This window comes from Synechococcus sp. UW105, assembly GCF_900473935.1.
GTDB lineage: Bacteria > Cyanobacteriota > Cyanobacteriia > PCC-6307 > Cyanobiaceae > Synechococcus_C.
Map to the genome: position 1 here is coordinate 35,524 of NZ_UCNN01000016.1, position 17,970 is coordinate 53,493.

The 17,970-nt window shown below is 56.5% G+C and carries 24 protein-coding genes; 10 read left to right on the forward strand and 14 right to left on the reverse strand.

Annotated elements, in window-relative coordinates; all coding sequences use genetic code 11:
- The first annotated feature begins 222 nt into the window (after positions 1-222).
- A complete protein-coding gene (locus DXY16_RS06045; protein WP_115120379.1) occupies positions 223-555 on the forward strand; it encodes a GRAM domain-containing protein in 333 nt (110 codons plus the stop codon).
- Between the two features lie 135 nt (positions 556-690).
- Here DXY16_RS06045 and DXY16_RS06050 read toward each other — a convergent pair whose 3' ends face one another.
- Positions 691-984, reverse strand: a complete 294-nt coding sequence (locus DXY16_RS06050; RefSeq protein WP_115120380.1) for a hypothetical protein — start codon at positions 982-984, stop codon at positions 691-693.
- 411 nt (positions 985-1,395) lie between these two features.
- Between DXY16_RS06050 and DXY16_RS06055 the strand changes: the two genes are divergently transcribed.
- The gene (locus tag DXY16_RS06055) at positions 1,396-1,677 is read left to right on the forward strand and encodes a hypothetical protein (RefSeq protein ID WP_137007048.1); all 282 of its coding nucleotides are present in this window, start codon (positions 1,396-1,398) and stop codon (positions 1,675-1,677) included.
- A gap of 72 nt (positions 1,678-1,749) precedes the next feature.
- Here DXY16_RS06055 and DXY16_RS06060 read toward each other — a convergent pair whose 3' ends face one another.
- Positions 1,750-2,106, reverse strand: coding sequence for a hypothetical protein (locus DXY16_RS06060; protein WP_137007049.1), 357 nt, complete (start codon positions 2,104-2,106; stop codon positions 1,750-1,752).
- Positions 2,107-2,323: 217 nt separating this feature from the next.
- On the opposite strand from DXY16_RS06060, the gene DXY16_RS06065 reads away from it, so the two are divergent.
- Positions 2,324-2,833 (forward strand): hypothetical protein, encoded by a 510-nt coding sequence (locus DXY16_RS06065; RefSeq protein ID WP_115120383.1) that lies wholly within the window; start codon positions 2,324-2,326, stop codon positions 2,831-2,833.
- Between the two features lie 25 nt (positions 2,834-2,858).
- Positions 2,859-3,347, forward strand: a complete 489-nt coding sequence (locus DXY16_RS06070) for a DUF6790 family protein (protein ID WP_206749550.1) — start codon at positions 2,859-2,861, stop codon at positions 3,345-3,347.
- A 39-nt stretch (positions 3,348-3,386) separates the two neighbouring features.
- Here the strand turns inward: DXY16_RS06070 and DXY16_RS06075 are convergent, their stop codons facing one another.
- The gene (locus DXY16_RS06075) at positions 3,387-3,863 is read right to left on the reverse strand and encodes a cupin domain-containing protein (protein WP_115120385.1); all 477 of its coding nucleotides are present in this window, start codon (positions 3,861-3,863) and stop codon (positions 3,387-3,389) included.
- Positions 3,864-4,003: 140 nt separating this feature from the next.
- Here DXY16_RS06075 and DXY16_RS06080 point away from each other — a divergent pair, with 140 nt between their 5' ends.
- Positions 4,004-4,225 carry a hypothetical protein gene (locus tag DXY16_RS06080; protein WP_115018727.1) on the forward strand — a complete coding sequence of 74 codons (222 nt, stop codon included), beginning with the start codon at positions 4,004-4,006 and terminating at the stop codon, positions 4,223-4,225.
- A 635-nt stretch (positions 4,226-4,860) separates the two neighbouring features.
- Here the strand turns inward: DXY16_RS06080 and DXY16_RS15375 are convergent.
- The 3 genes from DXY16_RS15375 to DXY16_RS06105 form a co-directional block, all read right to left on the reverse strand.
- Positions 4,861-5,292 (reverse strand): DUF4278 domain-containing protein, encoded by a 432-nt coding sequence (locus tag DXY16_RS15375; protein WP_115120387.1) that lies wholly within the window; start codon positions 5,290-5,292, stop codon positions 4,861-4,863.
- A 483-nt stretch (positions 5,293-5,775) separates the two neighbouring features.
- The gene (locus DXY16_RS06100; RefSeq protein WP_137007051.1) at positions 5,776-6,768 is read right to left on the reverse strand and encodes a GAF domain-containing protein; all 993 of its coding nucleotides are present in this window, start codon (positions 6,766-6,768) and stop codon (positions 5,776-5,778) included.
- 135 nt (positions 6,769-6,903) lie between these two features.
- Positions 6,904-7,338, reverse strand: a complete 435-nt coding sequence (locus tag DXY16_RS06105; protein ID WP_115120390.1) for a DUF411 domain-containing protein — start codon at positions 7,336-7,338, stop codon at positions 6,904-6,906.
- Positions 7,339-7,478: 140 nt separating this feature from the next.
- Here DXY16_RS06105 and DXY16_RS06110 point away from each other — a divergent pair, with 140 nt between their 5' ends.
- Positions 7,479-7,751, forward strand: coding sequence for a hypothetical protein (locus DXY16_RS06110; RefSeq protein ID WP_137007052.1), 273 nt, complete (start codon positions 7,479-7,481; stop codon positions 7,749-7,751).
- A 50-nt stretch (positions 7,752-7,801) separates the two neighbouring features.
- Here DXY16_RS06110 and DXY16_RS06115 read toward each other — a convergent pair whose 3' ends face one another.
- The 4 genes from DXY16_RS06115 to DXY16_RS06130 all read right to left on the reverse strand — a co-directional run bounded on the left by DXY16_RS06115 (position 7,802) and on the right by DXY16_RS06130 (position 10,117).
- Entirely contained in the window at positions 7,802-8,221 is a 420-nt protein-coding gene (locus DXY16_RS06115; RefSeq protein WP_115120392.1) for a WxcM-like domain-containing protein, read from the reverse strand.
- Between the two features lie 94 nt (positions 8,222-8,315).
- Complete coding sequence (locus DXY16_RS06120) at positions 8,316-9,167, reverse strand: NAD-dependent epimerase/dehydratase family protein (RefSeq protein ID WP_115120393.1); 852 nt, start codon at positions 9,165-9,167, stop codon at positions 8,316-8,318.
- Positions 9,168-9,377: 210 nt separating this feature from the next.
- Positions 9,378-9,650 (reverse strand): DUF3303 domain-containing protein, encoded by a 273-nt coding sequence (locus DXY16_RS06125; RefSeq protein WP_115120394.1) that lies wholly within the window; start codon positions 9,648-9,650, stop codon positions 9,378-9,380.
- A gap of 266 nt (positions 9,651-9,916) precedes the next feature.
- On the reverse strand, positions 9,917-10,117 hold the full coding sequence (locus DXY16_RS06130) for a chlorophyll a/b-binding protein (RefSeq protein WP_115018742.1): 201 nt from the start codon (positions 10,115-10,117) through the stop codon (positions 9,917-9,919).
- 378 nt (positions 10,118-10,495) lie between these two features.
- Here DXY16_RS06130 and DXY16_RS06135 point away from each other — a divergent pair, with 378 nt between their 5' ends.
- From DXY16_RS06135 to DXY16_RS06145, 3 genes are read left to right on the forward strand one after another with little or no spacing between them, the layout of a single operon-like run.
- A complete protein-coding gene (locus DXY16_RS06135; RefSeq protein WP_115120395.1) occupies positions 10,496-10,765 on the forward strand; it encodes a hypothetical protein in 270 nt (89 codons plus the stop codon).
- 36 nt (positions 10,766-10,801) lie between these two features.
- Positions 10,802-13,222 (forward strand): arylsulfatase, encoded by a 2,421-nt coding sequence (locus tag DXY16_RS06140; RefSeq protein WP_115120396.1) that lies wholly within the window; start codon positions 10,802-10,804, stop codon positions 13,220-13,222.
- A gap of 9 nt (positions 13,223-13,231) precedes the next feature.
- On the forward strand, positions 13,232-14,080 hold the full coding sequence (locus tag DXY16_RS06145; protein ID WP_115120397.1) for a formylglycine-generating enzyme family protein: 849 nt from the start codon (positions 13,232-13,234) through the stop codon (positions 14,078-14,080).
- Here DXY16_RS06145 and DXY16_RS06150 read toward each other — a convergent pair whose 3' ends face one another.
- Together DXY16_RS06150 and DXY16_RS06155 are read right to left on the reverse strand one after the other, a co-directional pair.
- On the reverse strand, positions 14,081-14,446 hold the full coding sequence (locus tag DXY16_RS06150; RefSeq protein WP_115120398.1) for a hypothetical protein: 366 nt from the start codon (positions 14,444-14,446) through the stop codon (positions 14,081-14,083).
- Between the two features lie 19 nt (positions 14,447-14,465).
- Entirely contained in the window at positions 14,466-15,479 is a 1,014-nt protein-coding gene (locus tag DXY16_RS06155) for a hypothetical protein (protein WP_137007053.1), read from the reverse strand.
- 724 nt (positions 15,480-16,203) lie between these two features.
- Here DXY16_RS06155 and DXY16_RS14685 point away from each other — a divergent pair.
- Positions 16,204-16,377, forward strand: coding sequence for a hypothetical protein (locus tag DXY16_RS14685; RefSeq protein WP_170953869.1), 174 nt, complete (start codon positions 16,204-16,206; stop codon positions 16,375-16,377).
- A gap of 385 nt (positions 16,378-16,762) precedes the next feature.
- On the opposite strand, the gene DXY16_RS06160 is transcribed toward DXY16_RS14685, so the two are convergent.
- Both DXY16_RS06160 and DXY16_RS06165 read right to left on the reverse strand, forming a co-directional pair.
- Positions 16,763-17,548 carry a PhzF family phenazine biosynthesis protein gene (locus DXY16_RS06160; protein ID WP_115120400.1) on the reverse strand — a complete coding sequence of 262 codons (786 nt, stop codon included), beginning with the start codon at positions 17,546-17,548 and terminating at the stop codon, positions 16,763-16,765.
- 144 nt (positions 17,549-17,692) lie between these two features.
- Positions 17,693-17,944, reverse strand: coding sequence for a hypothetical protein (locus tag DXY16_RS06165; protein WP_115120401.1), 252 nt, complete (start codon positions 17,942-17,944; stop codon positions 17,693-17,695).
- Positions 17,945-17,970 lie beyond the last annotated feature (26 nt).

Here is a 17,970-nt window from a genome sequence, read left to right on the forward strand (position 1 = left end):
TCTGCTCGCATTGTCTCTTCCCCCATCGTGAGCGGGGTGATAGTGGCCGCTATCTGAAGAGGCGGCAAACCTCCCTGTCGGTTGCCTGGATTGGAGCCACTTCGAGATGCCAAAAACAGTCGCCAAAAAAACATGCCTGATCTCGGCAAGTCCAACATTCAAGAGGGCTTTTGCTGACAGCAGCGCTGCACTCAATATCCTGAGTTCATTGGGGCTGGAGTCATGCAAACAAAACTTGAAGCTGGTGAAGCGATTCTTCGAAAATCGCCGGCCAATCACCAGCGCGGTATCGAGGCTGTTGGAGGCAGGCTGTACCTCACTCAGCAGCGTTTGATTTTTGAGGCACATGCCTTCAATGTTCAGACAGGGGCTACGGTTGTTCCCTTGCCCAGTATTACTGCCTTAAGGAAAGACTGGACGCTTCTGTTTGGCGCCATCCCTGTATTCCCCAATTGTCTTGTGGTGTCCTCCCAAGCAGGAGAAGACAATCGGTTTACTCTATTCCGACGCACACCTTGGATCGAAGAAATTCAAAAGCTAAAAGGTATGACATAGGTTTCATTTGATTTGATTTGCCCCCGGTCTTTCTTGCTGTACTTTTCGAAGTGGTGGGAAAAGGCTCTGGCTTGCTTGCTTGGCTGCCCATAAATGGCTTGAACAATCTCTTCGTTGCTCAAGGTGTATAGGCACTTAATGGTTGCTGCCTTTTAAATAGTTTTTGATTGCTTCATGGGCAATCAATGCCACCAGAGATGAGGCTGCAATCACAATGATGCCTCCAGTGATGTCGCCTTGGAGTAAGGCAATAAAACCAAAGAATGCAATCAGGGAGAGGAACGCGTAAATCGCTGCAACGCCTCGCCACAGGAAGGCGTTGAGATCACCGTTGTAGAAGACCACTTGTCTCGTTGCAATTGTGTTCTGGCGATGCTGATGCGTGCATGCGTGTTCAGGATGGATGGCGATGGTGCTTGTCTTGATCAAGCTTGATTTGGTGTTCCAAGCTGTGGATCGCAGAGACGCCGAAAGGACGGGGCAAGCAGAGCTGGCAAGGCTTAGACGTCTCCAGTCTTCGGAGCTGTCTCTACACCCTTCAGAAGGAAGGCCGCCCTTCCGTGGTGGAAAGACGGCCTACGTCGCTCGCTTGTGCATGGTTCAACCCCGTCACTGCAGAAGAGAGAGGTAGGGGCGAAGCGTCTGGCGATGGCGTCCCTGGGGCCATGACGTCCAGGTGTGTGGCTGATGCAGCTCCGGGGCACCTGTGGCGATGCAATGGAGTGTCGATTCACGGGGCGGACCTGAAACGCCCGCGAAAGGACAAGCCTCACGGATGGGTGGAAACTGTTGGAGCAGGGGCCAAAAAGTCAGTCTGCTTCTCGGGTTTGCTCAGGTGGAGTGTCGGCTGTCATCAGCGCCTCCGATCTCGATGCAGTCACTTTGGGTGAGGTGACCTGGTTTGCCTATCAGTGTTCATGCGCATTGCCTTTTTGTGCTGGTTCAGCTGAAAGTGGCAACGGCTTGCCTACAGCAGAACGCCCCACCGTGGTGGCGGGGCGTTCTGGATATCGCGGCCTGGTCTGGGTCGGTGATGACGTCGTTGTTGGGGTCCTTCACCGTGCATTCACGATCGCCTCGTGGTCGTGCTGCGGCTGTGAGTTGGCTCACGTCGATCGGTGAGCTGAGGCATAGGCCTCCTCGTTTCAGTTCGATGCCATGGCTCCTAGAAGAGCCAGGACTGTTGGTTGTTGATCAAAAATCGGCAGCGAAATCGTCAGTCACTGTGGGCAGCATCTCTGCCATCAGTTGGTCTTGGCTTGGCGTTGCAGGTCGCTTGAGGCTGTCCACCTCCTCTTGAAGCATGCGCATGTGGGTGGTCATTTGCCGGGTGAGGTTCTCGAGTGCTTCAGTGCGCTCCTTCAGCTTGGTGAGAGCATCCCGCGCTGCCTGGTCTGTGGCTGTGATTGACGCTGGTGCTGCGATCACAGAGCGCAGGGCCAGCTGGATCGCTGCGTTCAGATCCAGGCCGTTGGTCAGCGCATAGGCCTCAAACTTGTCCAGCAAGGCTGCATCGCATTGCAGGGTCAGGGACCTGGTGCTGGAAGTCATCACAACACGGGCATCTCAGCTGCCAGGTGACACGCGGGCTGAATGTAGATCCGCCCATCTGTCCCTGCGCTGCGGATCAGGCAGTCAAGGCTGTTCAGCTTCAAGTTGGTCACGCGAGCGCACGCTTGGTAACAGCTGATACTCGGATGAAGCAGTTGAAACGTTTGTCCCGAAACTCCAGTATCCATAGTAAAAAGCGTTGAAATTGATCCCGACTATGCAAGGGCTTCTGAGAAGACTGGGCATCCTCAAGCCGAAGAAGTCAGAGACAACTCCTCCGGTCAGGTCTTTTCTGTCCTGCAAGATCTCGTCGGGACAGATTGATTGCAATTGGAAGCTTCGCGACGAAACCAAAAAGCTTGTTTCCAAGAGTTATGACTCAACCCTTGTTTTAAGGCTTAAGAGCATCGCTACGGGGGATTCTTCCCGTGGAATGACTGCAGTAATTGAAACCGAAACCAGCATCTGGAAAGAGGCGGCCACGATCAACATGCCGACTGAGAGCGGCAAGTTAATGCTGGAGTTGGGTTACAGAGATGCTGATGGCATTTTCATCACCCTTGAGTTTTCGCTGATTGATCTAGGCCCGATCGTGGTTCCTATGCCCCAAGATCAGGATTGGTTCGCAGTGAAAGAGATGCCAGGCTTGCACCAAAGGATGTATGAGTTGGCCTCCAAAAACCTTTCCCTTGGTGGATCAGAGACGTTCCAGGATCTTCGTGGTTAAAGAGGGATAGTTGCCCCCACGTCCAATGCAACTCCCTTCTGGGCCTGGCCCCTCTCAGCGACTGATGCAGCTCTCCTGGTTGTTGGGCTTCGTTGGTTTCTGGGGAGGGTTTGGCGCACTGCAGCGTGGTGATCTGGCGTCGGCGACGGCCTGGATCAGTAGTTGGGTAGTTGGTGGTATTGGTGTGGTGTCGTTTTTACGGCATGCCGTGTTTCACCGCAGTGATGCAAAGCGGATGAACTGGGACTATGGCAAGCGCAACGATTTTCAGCTGGAGGCGGGGTTTGCCAACCTCGCCTGGGGATTGGTCGGATTGATCGGTTGGGCGCAAGACTGGGCGCTGCAGACGCAGGGGTCTGTGATTCTTGTGTTTGGAATTTATATGGCGCAGGCGGCAGGATTGCACCTGTTTGATCCAAGCGAGCGCAACGCTAAGCGTGCAGCACAGCTGGTGAATGTTGTGTTTGCGGCCTGCCTGCTGTTGTTCGGCTCGTTGGCACTTCTCCACGCTTGATCGCGCTCAAGCCAAAGAGCGCAAGCGCCGATGCCTGCGTCAGGGTTGCGATGCAGGCACGAGATCAATCACCACGGCAGTGGCGGGTTGTTCCGAGTTGTTCATCCAGCCATGGAGTACACCGCTCGACTCGAACACGGCGTCACCTGCCTGGCGCTGGATCCTTCGCTGCCCGGTGCCGTCTTGGCGCACTTCGATCAGGTTGCCGCTGAGGATGTAGGCGACGCCGGGGCGGCGCTGGTGTTCATGCCAGGCCACGGATCCGCCTGGGGCGATGGTGATCCGCCGCGTGCGCAGCACGCGTCCCTCCAGGCCTGCAAACTCCTGGGCGAGATCCAAGCTGCCAAGGGGTTGCACCGTCACCTTCGCGGTGCTGGATGGTGCATCACCTGAGGCGGGGCGTTGTTCCGCTGCGGGTGTGACGCTGTTGGCCAGGGGCTGCTGATGGAGTGAGCAGGCGGCAGCAGGCAGAGCCATTGAAGCGAGGCTGAACAACAGCGAGGCCGTTGTGCGCATGACCGAGGGGAATGGTTGGCCTCATCCTCGCGGTGATTGGCTTGCTCGTCTCATCCGGCCGGGGCTCTCTTCAGCGTTCAGAAAGAACAGCCGCGCGCTAATGCCTCCGGTACAACGGCCTCATTGAGAGCGACGGGCCCATGATCACTGATCAGTTGCTGAAGCAGATTCAGGCGGTGGCCGTGCAGTCGCGGCGACCGATCTGTTCGCAAGACATCCGCCGCACTTGGATGGCCACCAGCCAGCTCACGGAGCAGAAAGCCAAAGCCTGTTTCCATACCCTCGAAATGCTCGGGGCCGGTGCAACTTCCACCGATGGCTCCGGCACCATGCTCTACAGAGCCGTGATCGCCTTTGATTGAGGCGGCTAGACCGCTAGTCGAAAGCCCCACCGTGATGGCGGGGCTCCCTGGATATCGCGGCCTGGTCTGGGTTGGTGATGACGTCTTTTGGTTTGTCCTTCACCGTGCGTTCACGATCGCCCGATCAAGGTTGGGCTGGTGTGAGCGGGCTCACACCAGCCTGTGTTGTTGCGCACCGCATCGGCTTGGTTTGAAAAGGCTGTCAGGGTTCGGCTGCGCCTAATGCACGCAAGTGCAGAGCCAGGTTTGAACGGTTGGAGCCTGATCGGCCACCCAGCACAGTTGTGCTGGAACTCTTCACTTTTCCTTCCAGGTTGTCAGCATTTAATCCACCTAGTGTGACAATCCATTAGGCGCACATTTCCATGAAAGGACATGCTGTGTTTCCGTTGTCGTCCCTCAAGTGGGGTGAGGATGGCGATCTTTCTCAGCACGACACTGCTGCTCTGATCTCTCGCTTAGCCAGGGCCGAGAAATCCCGTCGCAGCTTGGTTGATCACCACAACCTCAAGTCGGGAAGGTCGTATAAGCCAAGGGTTTCCACGCCCTTGCCGCTCTAATTTCTTACGTTGTTGATTGCATTGACCGCCCTCGGATTGTCTTGAGGAGGGCGATCAATGCGTTACCAGTTCTGTTCAGCCTTTTCGGCCCTTGAGGTAAGCCTCATCCGCTTCCTGCATGGCTACGTCATCGTCGTGGAACGAGCAGCCATAGAGCAGGTTGTTGATGCGCTCGACATCGAGCTCGCGCTCACCCACGTCATCCCACAGGCGGCGTGAAAGCTCCTCGTCTGCGAGCTTGAATTGGGCTTCTGCCAGATCCCGCGTGATCGCGATGTAGGCCTGGCGATCGTTGCGGCTGCGGGCTTCCGCAGTGGTGATGACAGGGGCGACCTGATCCTTCACGTAGGCGATGCCGCGGTAGCTCAGGTGCGGATGCAGGTCGCGCTGAGCCTTCTCGCGGCAGGTGTTGTAGTGCTGTTGGTGGTAATTCAGCACGCGGCAGGCTTTTGGAGCTGCTTCGTGGTGGGGTTCGTAGGTCTTGCCCCGATAGAGAAGTGCACTCATGGTGTCGTTCCAGCGAAAGCTCAGGTCCCCGTTCCCTGGCCTGAGGCGAATTGCGCTCCGCCTAACGACGGAGTGAACGTGTGTAGTGGTTGCTACAGATCTATTCAAGCGATGCCTGCTCTCGGTTTCGCCGATGCATCGAATTTCTTTACTCCTTCGCGCCTAAGTAGTGATACTTAGTGGGCTCGGATTCAGTCCGAATTGGCCTGGTCTGCGTCCTCCAGTCTGTGCCAACCGTGGTGGCTGAAGTGTTAGTGCCGCAGAACATCTGCGCGGCGATCTGCAGGGGCAGGGATCCTGATGCGCCAACCCGATTGGCTGGTGGTTGGATGCATCGAATCGCCACGCTAAACACTGGCTATTGCGATCAATCCTGCGGTTTCAAGTTGGAGTAGGCCGCACGATCACCGCCAACAGGATGGCTGCTGACCCGCTCGCTCTTGCGCAGGATGCGTGTCCCTCCGCTGGCTGACTGGCCTGGAGTCAGTGGATGCAATCACTGGCGGTCTGGTCGCCGAGGTTGGCCTGCAGCCCCTTCAGTTTCTGTTCGCAGAGCTGCAAGAGCTCAGAGGCCTGGATCTGCCTGTTCTGCACCTCCAGTGCCATCGCGCTGAAGCTGGCCGTGCCATGGGGGAGGTCAATGGCTGCGCTCGAATGCCGCAGGGCCATGCGCATGGCCACGGCCCTGGCAAGAGCGGACTGGATGTTGGTGTCCGGCAGAAGCACCGCGATCATGCGCTGGTCCATCAGCCCGATGAAGTCGCTGTCGTTGCTGTTGTCCGTACAGATGCTGCAGATCGAGAGCAGCCAGCGCAAGCTGTTGGTGATGCCCAGCAGGCCGCAAACGTCTTCGTGTTGATCGCAGGCCAGGGCAATCAGGCTCAGTGGTGTCTGGGTTGTGGCGGCACGCTCTAGTTCACGGGTCAGCACAAACGAGAACAGGTCTGATTTGGCCACGAGTCCGTTCTGGTGGGTCAGCAACGCATGTCGCGCGATCAGGTCCCGGTTGACGATGTCGCTGAGATCTTCCAGCAGTTGCAGTTGCGCCTGGCTGATCGTTCTGGTGTGGCGATCGATCACGCAAAGCGTTCCCAGCTTGTGCTGCTTCTTCCCCCTCAGCGGGCAGCCGGCATAGAAGCGGATGTGCGGGCTTGAGGTGACAAGAGGATTGTTGGAAAAACGCGGATCTTGCCGGGCATCTGGCACCACCAGCGGCGTGTCTTGCTGGATGGTGTGCGTGCAGAACGACACAGCCCGCGGAGTTTGCTTCTGGTTCAGCCCATGGCGGGCCAGACACCACTGCCGGTCTTGATCAATCAGTGAGATCAGCGCAATCGGGGTGTCCATCACCGTTGCGGTCAAACGCACCAGCCTCTGCAGGGCGGCATCCTCGGGCTGATCGAGCAGTCCGGAGCGTTCAAGGGCCCTGACGCGCTCGAAGTCGGAGCCTGATCTGCGGTCGGTCGCTTGCGGCATCTGCGGCAAAGGCACGGGGGCTATGGAGATGGGATCGTCTCTTCACGTCCACTGGGCAGGTCTTCCCTTCGTTCTATGTCTCTTGCTTCGCGGCTGTCATGAAGTGATTGGCTTAATTCCTGCGCACTGATTGGCTCAGGATCCGTAGCGGTCAAACACCTGGGTGGTGCCGTCATCATCGAGGCTGAGCACGGCGAAGGCCTCGGCGTCGATGCCCTCACCGTCCATCCCGGGGGATCCCATCGGCATGCCTGGAGCGCTGAGTCCGCGCAGCGCCGGTCGCTGCTTCAGGAGCCGCTGGATGGAGCGGGCTGGTACATGGCCTTCGATCACATAGCCGTCCACCACTGCCGTGTGGCACGACTCCAGTTCAGCTTCAATGCCATGCTCTGTTTTGACGGCGGCCATGTCTTCATGCACCGCATCGGTGACGCTGAAGCCGGCCGCGGTGAGGTGTGCCTCCCAGGCGGTGCAGCACTCGCAGTTGGCGGAACGGTGAACCGTGATGGGACTGGAGAGCAGCAGGACTGTGCTGAGCAGGGTGCCAATCAGTTGCAGGGCTATGGGCATCCCATCTCCGTCTTCAAGCTCGAGTGCGTGGGCTGATGCCCTGCATGCTGAACCAGCCTTGGCTGTTGTCCAGCCATTGCAACGTCAGTGGTTGCGGTCACCATTCGCTCACTAGTGTGATTGCAATGAGGGAGGTGGTGATGACGCTTCTTCTTTGGATCAACCTGGTGTTGGTCGCAGTGATCCTTGCCGACTATGTCGTTCGTCAGGTGATCGAGCGGATCGGAGAATGGCGCCGCCTGCGCGGCCTGTTGTCTGGTCATCCCGAAATGACAGGCGTGCATCCTGAGCAAGACGGCCTGATGGTGTTCGAGATCGAAGAGGATCTCGCCTCGTTCATCCTCGATAACGATGCCCCCGGTCAGGATCGGCCCTTCCGCGTGGTCGTTCCCGATTTCGACGACGATGACTGAAGGAAGCCATCAGCCCGCCTGCCTGGGGCATGGACGGGCTGGGAATGGCATCAGCCGTGGGCTCGCAGCTGATCCCATTGCTTGATCAGGGCTCGGGGCACCGGCCGAGCTTGGTAGTCACGGGGATCGGTTGGACCATGCCGCAGCACGGCATTCACCATCACCACGGGTTGACGGCTGCGGTTGATGGCGCCGTGGGGAACGCCCGGAGGAATCCTCACCCAGGTGGCTTCATCCTCTCGCAAGCTGATGCGATGCAGTCTGCGGTTCTGCAGAACAATCAGCTCGACGCTGCCACGTAGCACCATCAGTTGATCGGTTTGATGGCGATGACAGAACAATTGCGGAACGTTGGATCGGCTCACTTCAGCCACTAGGGTTTCATCGCTTGGGAGTGGATCGCTAAAAAAGGCGACACCGGCCTTTAGGCCAGTGCAGGGCAAAATCTCCACGGCTTGAGGTGCATGCATGATTCGACGCGTGATTGCATCAAGGATCGCGAAATCCAGAGCACAATCGGTGTGTCAGTTGGTACGCAATCAAGCGGGTGTCAGCAATGCCAGATCAGGCAACAGAGGCCATCAGCATTGAGGGGGATTTGAATCGGAATCCAGCAGACTTGAGTTTCTGATTTGACACCCTGGCATTCATCGCCCGAGCACCTTTGACATCTTGATTGGCCCAGATCACAGGTGGTAGACCATCGAGATCACAGATTTCGTTGGAGAGTTGCCGGCGGCTGAGCTGCATGTCGTCTACCAGGTTGTAGATGCCCTCTAAGTTGTTGTCGAAGGCAAATTGAACTCCACTGGTGATGTCGAGTAGGGAGCTCCATGCGGGGATACTATTGCCATTTTTAGGGATCTGCTCTCCAGCAGCCTGCCTGATGATGTTGACCATGTCACGGCCTGGGCCATAGATTCCGCCTAGGCGCAACACGCAGATGGTGGTGTCCGGACGGTCGATGGAAAGCAACAGAGTTTCTGCTTCTCCAAGCATCCGGTTCACCGGATTGATCGCATCAAGTGATGACTCTTCATCGACTAAGTCTCCGTTCTGATTGCCATACACTCCGGCAGTACTGATGTAGGTCACATGCAGGTGTTGGCTGCTCGTCCTGCTGCGCAAAGCTCGGGCGAGGTTTCGAATGCCAGTAGAGAAGACAGCTTCGAGGTCGTCCATACTTTCTGTGGGAGCAACACTGATGAGTACTCCATCCTGTCGTTCCAGAAAGGTCAGATCTCCATCGGGGTCTGTGAGATCAAGCACGTGTGGCTCGTGCACGATGTCATGCAGTTCCCGGAAGCGTCGTCTTGATCGGGTTGTGCCGAGAACATGATGCCCGGCATATTTCATGCTGACAGCAACATCGGCGCCTACATAGCCACAGCCGATCACAGCGAATGAGGATTGCATAGCCCTTGATTCAGTCAAGAGATGATTAGATCTTTTGGTGGATTGATGTTGAAGCGATTCCTACAGTTTTCCAATCGAATGATGCACTTTGGATCCACCAAGATCTTTGCTTTAGTTGTTGGCTGGATGATGCCAATAACCAGATGGTTGCCGATGATGCACGTCTTCCGGCAATGCGGATGACAATGCATCATCAGCCCTGACTTTTGATCAGGTATAAACCTTGGCGATCAGCGGACCAGCCTGATCATCGGCAAGAACGGGAGTCACTTCCCAGTCGAGGCATTCGGCCCATTCGGCCGCATGCTCGTAGCAAGCCTCAGCATTGTCAGCTTCAACGAGGATCCATCCCTCGACGGATCCTGGACCATGAAAACGCTTCCATGATTTGCACTCAGGGAAGGGAGCACCAGTGGCCAGAAATTTTCTGGCGGCAATTTCGTGATATCCGGTCTTGAACGACCAATGCATTAGGAACGTCATTGCAAATGCGGTTTTGGGGCGCTGGAACCATCTCACAAAACTGAGTTTGTGTCAGTCAATTTGAGTGTTCCTGAATAGACAGCCCACAAAGCAAGAGGTTGTGGACTGTCTTGCGCCTTGGCAACCCATCGGAAAACAGACAGACGTTTAACGGTCGCTGTTGAGGTAGGGCAGATCCGATGGTTTGGACAAGGTGAACACCACAGCGGCTGTGATCAGGCTGCCGAAGGCGAGCATGGCGTAAATCCAGATCGTGTAATCGGACATCAATTCAGCCCCAAAACGCCAAAGCTGATCTGGCTGAGGATGCCATGACCGGTGAGGGCCTCGGTGAGTACACCGATGACGAAGCCGAGCATGGCGACGCGGCCATTCAGGAGTTCGGCCCGTGCCATGCGTTCGCCCTTGATTTGATCAGCAGCGGCTTGCTGGAACCATGCATCGTTTGCAGCTTGGACGGAATCCATAGAACCTCGAAGCGTGTAAAGCAATGTTACGCCACTTTGTAACGGAGTGCGAAGCGGCGTTGTTGCGTTGCCTCTTTGCGTTTTGGGAGTCTTGGCCGTGCTCTGGTGTGGGCGATGGCCAGCGGCTGCCCATCGCCATGAAAAAAACTCCTGAGATGCTCGACCAGCTCAGGAGTTGGCGTCCCGTCCTAGGGCCCTGAGTCAGGTCTAAGGCGAGGCCATCAATCTCGATAGGTGGGGCTAGCCGCCCGCCCGTGTTCGGTCGAGGGTCGCGCCACTGCTTGCTCCTGGCTTGGTCCTGATCGTGCGGATCTTTGTGTGATTGCCAAGCGAGTTGCTTCGACTCCATCTATCCAAAGGAGAGTTTTCTCTTGATCTGTGTCGACTCCAAAGCACGACAGGATTCAGCATCTTGCTGATTCCATCAAGACCGGTGTTGACGGAGGCGTTGATGCCATTGCCGACAAGGTCAAGGACGCTCAGCTTTTCGCCGATGCAAAAGCCGATCAGATTGAGCGCAAAAATCAAGCCCTCAAAGTGAAGCTGGCTGATGTCCTGCGTTCCGCCCAAGCCAAGGGAGATGACATCCATGAAGGCATGAAGGAGCGCCTCAGCCAATGGGTTGCACAAATCGATGCCCAGTCCTGAACAGGACGTTGCCTGAACTCACTCGCTTGCCTCTCCATGACTGAACAAACCAAGCTTTCCAGCCTGCTGCGTCAGGCCGCTCTTGGCGGTGGACTCCTTCTGGTGTCGACGTTGTCTGCTCCCTTGGCCGGCCAGAAGCCAGCCTTCGCCGGCACTCTGAACCGCATGACTCTGCCGATCGCAGAGCCGATGCCTGAAAAAGTCACCAAGGTGCTCCCTTCAGAGGTGCCATTGCCTCCCCAGTGGGAGGTCAAGGCGCCAGCCAATGCTCCCAATGTGGTGATCATCCTTCTCGATGACGTTGGCTACGCAGCACCGTCGGCGTTTGGCGGCGTGGTGAACATGCCGACGGCTGAGAAGCTTGCCCAGAATGGCTTGCGATACAACAAATTCCACACCACAGCACTCTGTGCGCCGACCCGAGCGGCGCTGAAATCCGGCCGCAATCACCACAAGGTGAACATGGGCTCGATTCCAGAAATCGCAACTGGATATGCCGGTAACTCCACCGTGGTGCCCGATTACGCCGTGCCGGTTGCAGAAATCCTCAGACTCAACGGCTACAACACAGCTGCTTTCGGCAAATGGCATGAAACCCCAGGCCGTGAGACCACGGCAGCTGGCCCTCAGACGCGTTGGCCAACGCGTCAGGGCTTTGAGAAGTTCTATGGCTTCGTGGGTGCGGAAGACAACATGTGGGAACCCACCATTCACGATGGTGTGACCGTCGTGGATGCACCGAAGAAAGATCGGTATCACTTCACCGAAGACATGACCGATCAGGCGATCGGTTGGATGCGGCAGCAGAAGGCCATCAAGCCAGATAAGCCCTTTTTCATCTATTACTCCTCAGCCGGTTCGCACTCTCCGCATCATGTCGGTCAGGAATGGATTGCTAAATACAAAGGCAAGTTCGATGAAGGCTGGGATGTTCTGCGCGAGCGCAATCTCCAGAATCAGATCAAGGCAGGGATTGTTCCTGAAGGCACTCAGATGGCCACGGCGCCAGACAGTATTCCCAAATGGGATAGCCTCACGCCACAACAGCAAAAAATCTATGCGCGTCAGGCAGAAGTGTTTGCTGCCTTCACGGAGCACTCTGATCATGAAGCAGGTCGTTTAGTCCAAGCAATCGATGACCTTGGCGAGCTTGATAACACCTTGGTGATCTACATCACTGGCGACAATGGCGCCAGTGTTGAAGGGGATCGAAGTGGTCAATGGAATTGGAACCACTATCTCAATGGTGTTGAAGAGACCCCTGACGAACAGGAGGCCAAGCTTGATGAGTGGGGTGGGCCTACCACCTATCCCATGTATCACATGGGCTGGGCGATCGCCTTTAATTCACCCTTTGCTCTTTCTAAGCAGGTGGCGGGTGATTTCGGTGGAACACGCAATGGAACGGTGATCCACTGGCCTGAGCGCATCAGGCAGGGTGGAGGCATTCGCACGCAGTTCTCGCATGTGAATGATGTAGCTCCCACGATTCTTGAGGCGGCCAATCTGCCGATGCCAACAACGATCAATGGCATTAAGCAAATCCCAATGCAAGGAACCAGCCTGGTCTACACATTTGACAACCCAGGCGCTAAGGAAAGGCATAACACACAGTATTTCGAGATTATTGGCAATCGCGGCATCTATCACAACGGTTGGATGGCGAGGACAACAGTCATGTATCCCTGGATGGCGCCGAACAGAATGAATACGGTTGCAGCAGATGATGGTTGGCAGCTGTACGACACCACCAATGATTTCAGCTTGTCGAATGATCTTGCGGCTCAGTATCCGGATCGCCTTGCGGCCATGAAGCAGAAGTTCATGGAAGAGGCGATTGAAAATCAGGTGTTGCCACTCGATGATCGTCTTCTTGAACGTCTGGTGCCCTCTGTTGCCGGTCGGCCGACACTGTTAGGTGATCGGACGTCCATCGATTTGTATCCCTATGCCTGGAACATGGTCGAAGACTCGATCCTCAATGTGAAGAACGTGTCGAACAGCGTGACCGCCTATGTTGATGTGAAGGGAGGTGATGAAGATGGCGTGATTTTCTCCCAAGGCGGACGATTTGGCGGTTGGTCGCTGTATGTCGAAAACAACAAGCCCTCCTATACCTACAATTACATGGGTGAGCTGTTCACGTTCACAAGTCATAAGCCATTGCCTAATGGTCAATCTGAAATTCGTTTCGAGCTTGACTACGACGGCGGTGGTGTTGGCAAGGGTGCTGACGTTCGGATGATGCTCAACGGTGAAGTGGTTGCTGAGGGCCGTTTGGAGAAGACGATTGCATCGCGTTTCTCCATTGATGAAGGTGCTGATGTCGGGCTTGATCGTGGTTCCGCGGTCACGGTGAAAACCATTGGCCCTCGCCGTTACAGCGCCTATGGCGGCCAAATTGACAAGGTCACGATTCAGATTTTCCCTAAGCCCACTGATCAGAAGGCGAACTGATTCGAGGCCATGCCCCACCCCTGGAACGCGATGATCACCATCCCTGCTGGGGAGTATCGGGTCGGTTCCGAGTCCTTCTACCCGGAGGAGTCGCCGATCCGCTCGATTCATCTCGAGGCTTTTGCCATCGATGCTGCTCCAGTCACTAATGCGGAGTATGCGCGCTTCGTTGCCGAGACCGGATATGTGACGGTCTCGGAGCAACCACCGGATCCCGTGCTCTACCCAAATCTGCCCCCGGAGGAGCAGATCCCAGAATCCGCCGTGTTCATTCCGCCACCGCCATCGGTGGATCGCAGCCAGCCGATGTCTTGGTGGGCTTTGATCGCCGGTGCGGACTGGCGCCATCCCCAGGGCCCGGACACTGCGATCGACGAGCGCATGGATCACCCTGTGGTGCATCTCGCCTATGACGATGCCCTCGCTTATGCGCAATGGATGGGGAAACGTCTCCCCACCGCTGATGAATGGGAGGTGGCAGCGCGGGGAGGACTGGTGGATCAGGATTACGCCTGGGGAGCTGAGATGACTCCCGGCGGCCGTTGGCTTGCCAACGTTTGGCAAGGGCCGTTCCCCTGGAGGAACGAGCAGGCTGATGGATGGTTCTGGACCTCACCGGTGGGCAGTTTCCCCGCCAATGGCTACGGCTTGGTCGACGTCTGTGGCAATGTCTGGGAATGGACTTCCACGCTGTTTCCCGTTGCTGATGGTGAGCAGGAACGTCGGATCATTAAGGGTGGATCGTTCCTGTGCGCTGAGAATTATTGCCATCGTTTTCGACCGGCTGCACTGATGGGGCAGACCATCGACACGGCCACATGCCATATGGGCTTCCGTTGTGCGTCTGAATCAGCTTGATCAGCTTGAGAAGCGATCCCACACCATCAAACTGCCCAGAGCAAGATGCATGAGGCCTGCCGGCCAGACCATCAGGCCAGCGGCGATGCCTCGGACGGCAAAGCTGATGAGCACAATGGCCGCCACGCTGTTGTACATCATCAGCCCTTTCTGGCTCTGATCAGCACAGGAATCACCCCAGCAGGCCACACCAAGCCCCAACAGGGCGAGTCCATACAACTGAGCGACGTGATCACCTCCTGAACCGAGGGGTGATCCGAACAGAAGTTGCATGACCAGGGCAGGACAGACCACGAGTGCTGCCCCAGTGGCTAGCTCGAGAATGGCACCGAGTTTGTACAGGTTGATCCGAGACAATTTGGTCATGTTGATGGTGAAATTTGGCTCAATCAAAGAACAGGCGAAGGCCCAGGTTTAAGCCACTTTGCGTGACTGAATAGGAGTTGTCTGTTCCATTGCCGGCGTAATCAATACCCCAGTATTTGTAGGCGAGGGAGAGCTGGGTGGAATTGCCGATTGTGTAGGCAATCCCTGCTTGCGCGGTTCCCGACATGTCTTGTTGGCCGCTGACGCCGAAGCCGGCTGCATCAAGATAAACAAAGGCCTGCCAGCGGTCGTTGAAGGCGTAGATCGCATTCATGCCGATGAGGGGACTCACCCATGTATTGGCAATGGTTTGGCTGGCTGATTGATTGAATTCTCTGCGCAGGTGTTTGTCGAGAAGCACGCCATCAAAGGTGACCTTATTCGAGAAGTTCACATCCACATCCATGCTGGCATCAACGATCCTTGCCCCTGCTAGCCCGATGAAGGCGAAGTCGCCAGGATCCATTCGCGGGCTTGGGATTGCACCGCCACGGTAGCGAAGTGCAAGGTCAACAATGGTTTGATTAAAGGTGTTGTCAACGCCGATACTTCCTTCTGATTTGACCCTGCGATTTTTGATGAGGTTGGGGAACTGGTCGGAGTACTTTTCGCTATTTCGGATCGGATTGCTCTCCTTCCAGCTGTAGGCAGTTTCAGATGTGTAAGAGGAGCCATGGTTGACGCCAAGCTGAAAGCCAAAGCGTCCGAATTCAATGCCAGCTCGACCGGTGAAGGCGCCTGTTGTTGGCGTCAGCACATCACGTAGGCCTTGGGATGCTGTGGGCGCCTGGTTGCCATCGACGGTGATATTGGTTGTGGTATTCCAGGGCAGAAAGCCGTAGAGGTCCACATAGACACGGGTGTCGTCGTCTTGCTCGCTCTCTTGCTGGTCGTTTGTAACGTCTTCAGACGCCGTCAAGATCACGGGGGCATCGTCCCACTTTTGCTCTTGTTGCTCAGCGAAGCAGGTTGTCGGATTAGCCAGGGCAAGGGCCATTGACATCGGAAGAGCAATGTTCCGAAGGAGAGTCATTGGTATGAGTGTGTTCGAGTTGGGAGACGGATTGCTGGTCTCCCATTGTCTCTTAACGCTAGGCGAAGAATCCGGAATGTCTATCTAGCTTTGAGGGCTGAATGATTCACTGACGGTTCTGATCTCATTGCAACCTGGGTTGTTACATTGCCTTTTTTGATCTGTGCACTTTTCGGATCTTATTGTTGTTTTGTCTGCCTAGAATTTGAGCCCTTTTGGGGTCGGTCAGGGCTGGCTGCTGTCTTGAGGCAGATGGCTGTCTTGCTGTTGATCGCCAAGAGGAAGGCCGCCTCCCCGGGTGGGAAGACGGCCTACGTCGCTCGTTTGTGCATGATTCAACCCCGTCACTGCAGAAGAGAGAGGAAGGGGCGAAGCGTCTGGCTATGGCGTCCCTGGGGCCATCGTGTCTAGGTGTGCGGCTGATGCGGCTCCGGGGCACCTGGGGCGGTGCAGTGGAGTGTCCAAAAGGACCAGCCTCACGAATGGGTGACTGTTGGAGCAGGGGCCAGAAAGTCAGTCTGCTTCTTGAGCTTGCTCAGGTGGAGTGTCGGCTGTCATCAGCTCCTCCGGTCTCGATGCACGTAGTTTTGGTGTCGATGGCTACAAAAGCAATCGGCATTAAGGCGCATTGCCTCTAGCTGGAGGCCACCCGAAAGTTGAGCTGATTTGTCTGCTGCAGTGGATCCGCTCGTCAGACTGATTGCGCCTGGTGTTTTGTCTGCCCATGTCCAGCGATGGTGACGAGCAGCTCAGTCGCTTACGCACGGTGCTGGAGGTGGCCAGGCGTAATGGCAATCAGCTGTTTATCGAGAACATCGAACGCGAGATCAATGCGCTCGAAAAGGGTGACCCCTCTCCGATCGTCGAGCAATACCTCGACGAGGCAGAGCGCGGTTGACGCTCGGATTGTTTAGTTTTGTAAAGGCGGTTCTGTTGGCCGCTTTCCGAGTTCTGCGTTTGCCCTGATTGATGACGACGCAACTTCTTCTCGTTACGGTCGGCGCTTTTTCGGCTGCCTGTTTGGCGCTTTGGACGGTCAGGCTGTCCCGTTCTGGCGTGGATGGGATCTGATGACCATCGATAGCTGCAGTCGATAACAGTTGTCGAGAACAGCTGGCCACAAGCGATCGGTCTTGACGCGTTTCTCTGCGACTCCCCCGGTCTCCGAATGAACAGATGCAGTCGCTCCGAAGGCGGGCATTGCTGTTCTCAATGTGGCCTGACTTCCTCAAGCCTGAATTCAGGCGTCTCGATGCAGCCTTGTTTCGTTCTGCTGCGTCTGTTCAGTGCTCGGCGACTGTGATGTGTCCGCGTAAATACGGAGTCACCTGGCCACTGATCAAGACGCGTTCACCCACCACTCGGCAGGTGAGCCTGCCGCCTCGTTCGGACAATTGGCGTGCCTCCAGTAGCGGTTTGCCCAGCCGCTCGGCCCAGTAGGGGGCCAGTGCGCAGTGGGTCGACCCGGTCACCGGGTCTTCATCAATGCCGATCCCTGGAGCAAAGAAGCGACTGACGATGTCGACGTTGTCGCCTGGGGCGGTCACGATCACGCCTCGACCGTCGAGTGCCGCTAATTGCGGCAGGTCGGGCGATAAGTCGCGGATCTCTGCCTCGCTGGTGAACACCGCCAGCCAATCCGTGCCCCGTCGCACATTCAGTGGCTTGGCTCCCAGAGCCTGACTCAGGCCAGTTGGTGCTTCGCAGGGTTTCGTTGGCTGGGCAGGACAGTCGAGCGTTAGCTGTTTCCCCTCCCGTTGCACGTGGAGCGCTCCGCTGCGGGTGTCGAAGCGGAGCGTCCTCAAATCGCGCTCTTGACCGAACACCACATGCGCTGCCGCCAGGGTGGCGTGGCCGCACAGGTCGACTTCACAGCTAGGCGTGAACCAACGCAGCTGGAACTGACCTTCTCTTCCCACTGTGAAGGCTGTCTCGCTGAGGTTGTTTTCTCTCGCGATCGCTTGCATCAACGCATCGGGTAGCCAGCGTTCCAGTACGCAGACTGCTGCGGGGTTGCCGCTGAAGGCTCCTTCGCTGAAGGCAGCAAGCTGTTCGATTTGGATCTGCATTCAGGCCTAAGCGGGGCGAAGGATCCAACGGACTTGTGGATCATGGCTGAACCGTTCCGGCCTGCTCAAGCGTGGGCGCTGGAAGGGAGGTCTGGTGTGATCCAGTGCGTGATTGACCGCCTCCCTTGCTTCGGGCTCCCCGATCTACTGGGCATGGCCTCGTCGAGAACCCAGGGGTTCGAGCCATTCGCTCACAAGCCCGGTGCGAGCGACCGAAGCTGGCGGAATACGGCAGCCAATATTGACTTCGCCAGCATCGATGAGGCGCCCGAGGCGGAGCGCTGTGGCTTCCTCGGTTCGAGTGAACATCGGCTGGTTGGTGGTTAGCCAACGCATCTCGCCTTCCGTAATCACGCCTGAATAGAGGGACTCAAGAAAAACCTCGCCAACAGTCATTGGGCTTTGTAACGACTTCGTTACAT

Bases quoted from the DNA above. Each gene is read 5' to 3' on its own strand.
- DXY16_RS06045 (WP_115120379.1), top strand. From the start codon at position 223: ATGCAAACAAAACTTGAAGCTGGTGAAGCGATTCTTCGAAAATCGCCG.
- DXY16_RS06060 (WP_137007049.1), bottom strand. From the start codon at position 2,106: ATGACTTCCAGCACCAGGTCCCTGACCCTGCAATGCGATGCAGCCTTG.
- DXY16_RS06065 (WP_115120383.1), top strand. From the start codon at position 2,324: ATGCAAGGGCTTCTGAGAAGACTGGGCATCCTCAAGCCGAAGAAGTCA.
- DXY16_RS06070 (WP_206749550.1), top strand. From the start codon at position 2,859: ATGCAACTCCCTTCTGGGCCTGGCCCCTCTCAGCGACTGATGCAGCTC.
- DXY16_RS06075 (WP_115120385.1), bottom strand. From the start codon at position 3,863: ATGCGCACAACGGCCTCGCTGTTGTTCAGCCTCGCTTCAATGGCTCTG.
- DXY16_RS06080 (WP_115018727.1), top strand. From the start codon at position 4,004: ATGATCACTGATCAGTTGCTGAAGCAGATTCAGGCGGTGGCCGTGCAG.
- DXY16_RS15375 (WP_115120387.1), bottom strand. From the start codon at position 5,292: ATGAGTGCACTTCTCTATCGGGGCAAGACCTACGAACCCCACCACGAA.
- DXY16_RS06100 (WP_137007051.1), bottom strand. From the start codon at position 6,768: ATGCCGCAAGCGACCGACCGCAGATCAGGCTCCGACTTCGAGCGCGTC.
- DXY16_RS06105 (WP_115120390.1), bottom strand. From the start codon at position 7,338: ATGCCCATAGCCCTGCAACTGATTGGCACCCTGCTCAGCACAGTCCTG.
- DXY16_RS06110 (WP_137007052.1), top strand. From the start codon at position 7,479: ATGACGCTTCTTCTTTGGATCAACCTGGTGTTGGTCGCAGTGATCCTT.
- DXY16_RS06115 (WP_115120392.1), bottom strand. From the start codon at position 8,221: ATGCATGCACCTCAAGCCGTGGAGATTTTGCCCTGCACTGGCCTAAAG.
- DXY16_RS06120 (WP_115120393.1), bottom strand. From the start codon at position 9,167: ATGCAATCCTCATTCGCTGTGATCGGCTGTGGCTATGTAGGCGCCGAT.
- DXY16_RS06125 (WP_115120394.1), bottom strand. From the start codon at position 9,650: ATGACGTTCCTAATGCATTGGTCGTTCAAGACCGGATATCACGAAATT.
- DXY16_RS06130 (WP_115018742.1), bottom strand. From the start codon at position 10,117: ATGGATTCCGTCCAAGCTGCAAACGATGCATGGTTCCAGCAAGCCGCT.
- DXY16_RS06140 (WP_115120396.1), top strand. From the start codon at position 10,802: ATGACTGAACAAACCAAGCTTTCCAGCCTGCTGCGTCAGGCCGCTCTT.
- DXY16_RS06145 (WP_115120397.1), top strand. From the start codon at position 13,232: ATGCCCCACCCCTGGAACGCGATGATCACCATCCCTGCTGGGGAGTAT.
- DXY16_RS06150 (WP_115120398.1), bottom strand. From the start codon at position 14,446: ATGACCAAATTGTCTCGGATCAACCTGTACAAACTCGGTGCCATTCTC.
- DXY16_RS06155 (WP_137007053.1), bottom strand. From the start codon at position 15,479: ATGACTCTCCTTCGGAACATTGCTCTTCCGATGTCAATGGCCCTTGCC.
- DXY16_RS14685 (WP_170953869.1), top strand. From the start codon at position 16,204: ATGTCCAGCGATGGTGACGAGCAGCTCAGTCGCTTACGCACGGTGCTG.
- DXY16_RS06160 (WP_115120400.1), bottom strand. From the start codon at position 17,548: ATGCAGATCCAAATCGAACAGCTTGCTGCCTTCAGCGAAGGAGCCTTC.
- DXY16_RS06165 (WP_115120401.1), bottom strand. From the start codon at position 17,944: ATGACTGTTGGCGAGGTTTTTCTTGAGTCCCTCTATTCAGGCGTGATT.